The organism is bacterium (genome assembly GCA_030654305.1).
Lineage (GTDB): Bacteria > Krumholzibacteriota > Krumholzibacteriia > LZORAL124-64-63 > LZORAL124-64-63 > PNOJ01.
This window is the reverse complement of record JAURXS010000429.1, coordinates 1-3,293: the sequence shown is the minus strand read 5'-3', so window position 1 is coordinate 3,293 and position 3,293 is coordinate 1. Positions and strand designations below refer to the sequence as shown.

The window sequence follows — 3,293 nt, the reverse complement described above, 5'->3', positions numbered from 1 at the left end:
CCCAGCACGGCGGTGCCGTGGTTGCGCCACTCCTGGTCCGCGACGACCCCGCCGGCGGTGTGGACCGGGGCCGTCAGGTCCTCGTGGGTCCACAGCCAGGCGCCTTCGATGTCCAGCACGCGCACGCCCGTGCCGCGGCCGCCGGGCAACGAGGCCACGGCCAGCGCGTTGATGCCGACGGGCGGTGCGCCGAGGTAGCCCTGCAGGGTGGAGAAATCCGCGGTCGTCAGCAGGTCCGGGGCGGCGGGCGTCGCGACGAGGGTGAGGCTGCCCCCCGGCCGCACCGCCGGCTCGAGGTAGGCGTGCGCAACGTCCGGTTCGGCGCGCAGGGCGGCGACGACCCGCAGCAGCTCGTCGCGGTCCGCCGGGCGCGCGGGCTCCAGCACGGCGTAGGTGTTCAGGTCGGGGAGGTCGCGGCCGCCGTGGGCGCGGGCCGTGGCCCGCTCGGCTGCGAGCTCCGCCGCGTCGCGGGAGAACAGGCGCTTCGCGGCGAACCCGGGGGCGGCGCGCCCGAGCAGGCCCGCGACGCGGGCGGCGGCGGCGGGCGTCGCGGACTTCAGTCCCTCGTCGGCGAAGACCACGCCCGCCGTCTCCTGCAGCTTGACGATGATGCGGCCGGTAGGCAGCGCCGTCTGGCCGTCGTCTCCGATGCCGGGCCCCGCCCGGGCCGTGAGGGCCGGGATGACGAGCGCCAGGACGAGGGCGATGCAGCGGCGGCTCACGGACTTCTCCGGTGGTTGCGGGCACGGAGGCCGGGCGGAGTCCTCCGAGCTTGTGGGATCCTCCCGGAAGGTGCTATCACTATACAGATGCGGCGCGGGCCCGCGCAACAGAACCCGGCCGGATCCTCCAGGGAGGTCGCGACATGTCCCGATACGCGTTGGCGGTGCCGTTGTTGCTGATCGCGACGGTCGTGTCACCCGTCGTCGCCTTGGCCGCCGACGAGGCGCCGGCGCCGGCGATCGCCGACTCCGCCCGCATCGAGCACGAGAAGGGCCCCTACCTGATCGGCCCGCTCACGCGCGAGGCCTGGAGCGCGTTCGCACCGGAACTGGCGCCGGAGGCCGCATCCTACCAGCCCTCGCCCGACGTCGTCGAGGCGCTCGCCGCCCAGGACCGCGACCTGCGTGTCGTCTGCGTGCTGGGCACCTGGTGCTCCGACTCGCGCCGCGAGGTGCCCCGCTTCTGGAAAGTCATGGCAGCCTGCGGCCTGGAGGCGGAGTCCCTGGAGATGCTCGCGGTCGGGCGCGCCGACGACCCCGCCGCGCTGGCCTGGGAGGAGAGCCACGGCGTCGCGCCCGGCTACCGGGCCCGCTACGGCGTGGAACTCGTCCCGACCTTCATCATCTACGAGGGCGGCCTGGAATTGGGCCGCATCGTCGAGACGCCCGCGGTCTCGCTCGAGGCCGACCTGGCCGCGATCCTCGGGGTCCGCGCGACCCCGGCCTGGCACTGACGACCCCGCAACGATCCCCAACCGGAGGCGACGTCCGATGACCACCCGCGAAAAGATCGCCGCGCTGCGCGCCCTGATGCGCCAGGAGAAGATCGACGCCTACTACGTGCCCAGCGTCGACCCCCACCAGAGCGAGTACGTGCCGGCCTGCTGGCAGCGCCGCGCCTGGCTCAGCGGCTTCACCGGCTCGGTCGCCGACATCCTGGTCACCGCCCGCGCCGCCGGCCTCTGGACCGATTCGCGCTACTGGCTGCAGGCCGAGATGCAGCTGCAGGGCAGCGGCGTCGCGCTGATGAAGCTAGGCGCGCCGGGCGTGCCCTCGCTCGTGGAGTGGGCCGGCAGGAACCTGAAGCAGGGCCAGGTCCTGGGCGTCGACCCGCAGGTCATGTCCATGTCCGCGGCCGACGACTTCGAGCGGGCCCTGGGCGAGAAGGGCATCGAGGTGCGCTACGTGCCGCGCAACCTGGTCGACCGGCTGTGGACCGACCGGCCCGCGCCGTCGGCCGCTCCGGTGCGCCTGCACGGGCCGCAGTACGCGGGCGAGAAGGCGGCCTCGAAGCTCGCGCGGGTGCGCGCGGCGATGAAGGACCAGGATGTCGACGCCCACGTCCTGGGCGCCCTGGACGCCATCGCCTGGCTGTGCAACATCCGCAGCCGCGACATCGAGTCCACGCCGGTGGTCATCAGCTACCTGGTGGTGACCGGGCGCGAGGCCGTGCTCTACGTCGACGAGGGCAAGCTCACCGACGCCGTGCGCCGGGGCCTGAAGGGGATCGTCAAGATCCGCCCGTACGATAAGGTGGCGACGGACTTGCGCGCGCTCGGTCGGCGCCGCACCGCCGGCAAGCGCCGGCTGCGCGTGCTCGTCGACCCCGCGACCACCAGCCGCTGGGTCGCCGACCTGCTCGGCGGGGCCCTGCTGATCCGCGGCGCCACGCCGGTCACCGACCTGCGTTCGATCAAGAACCCGGTGCAGATCCGCGGCATCGCCGCCGCCCACGTCCGCGACGGCGCGGCGATGGTGAAGTTCCTGCGCTGGCTCGAGAAGGCCGTGCCCCGCGGCGGCCAGACCGAGATCAGCGCCTCGGACCGGCTGCGCGCCTTCCGCGAGGAGCAGCCCCTGTTCCAGGACCTGAGCTTCAGCACCATCAGCGGCTACGCGGCCCACGGCGCCATCGTCCACTACAGCGCCACCCCGGGGACGGACGCGAAGCTGAAGCCGAAGGGCGTCTACCTGATCGACTCGGGCGCCCAGTACCTCGACGGCACCACCGACATCACCCGCACCGTCGCCCTGGGCCCGCCGACCCCGCGCGCGAAGCGCATGTTCACGCGCGTGCTGCAGGGCAACATCAACCTGACGCGCACGCCCTTCCCGCGCGGCATGTCCGGCCAGCGCCTCGAGATCCTGGCCCGCCAGCCGCTGATGCTCGACGGCGCCAACTACGGCCACGGCACCGGCCACGGCGTGGGCCACTACCTGGGCGTCCACGAGGGGCCGATGGGACTCACGCCCCGCGACGTGAAGAACGTGCCGCTGCTGCCGGGCCAGCTGCTATCGATCGAGCCCGGCCACTACGAGGCCGGCAAGTTCGGCATCCGCATCGAGAACCTCTGCTTCGTGGAGCGCGACGAGAAGCTGTCGACGCCGGACCAGGAGTGGCTGCGCTGGCGGCCGGTCACGCTGTGCCCGATCGATCGTCGGATGATCGACAAGTCGCTGATGACTCGCGACGAGATCGGCTGGCTGAACGCCTACCACAAGCGCGTCCTGAAGGAATTGTCGCCGTTGCTCGACAGGGATCACCGGGAGTGGCTCAAGAAGGCGACTCGTCCG

Annotated in this window: 3 protein-coding genes; 2 read left to right on the top strand and 1 reads right to left on the bottom strand. The window is 72.8% G+C overall.

The genetic code is table 11. The features are described 5' to 3' along the window. On the bottom strand, positions 1-722 hold a 722-nt coding region (locus tag Q7W29_12575; protein ID MDO9172653.1), incomplete at its 3' end, for a hypothetical protein. Between the two features lie 143 nt (positions 723-865). Between Q7W29_12575 and Q7W29_12570 the strand changes: the two genes are divergently transcribed. Further along, positions 866-1,456, top strand: coding sequence for a hypothetical protein (locus Q7W29_12570; GenBank protein MDO9172652.1), 591 nt, complete (start codon positions 866-868; stop codon positions 1,454-1,456). Between the two features lie 37 nt (positions 1,457-1,493). Further along, the coding region (locus Q7W29_12565; protein ID MDO9172651.1) for an aminopeptidase P family protein at positions 1,494-3,293 on the top strand (1,800 nt) is incomplete at its 3' end.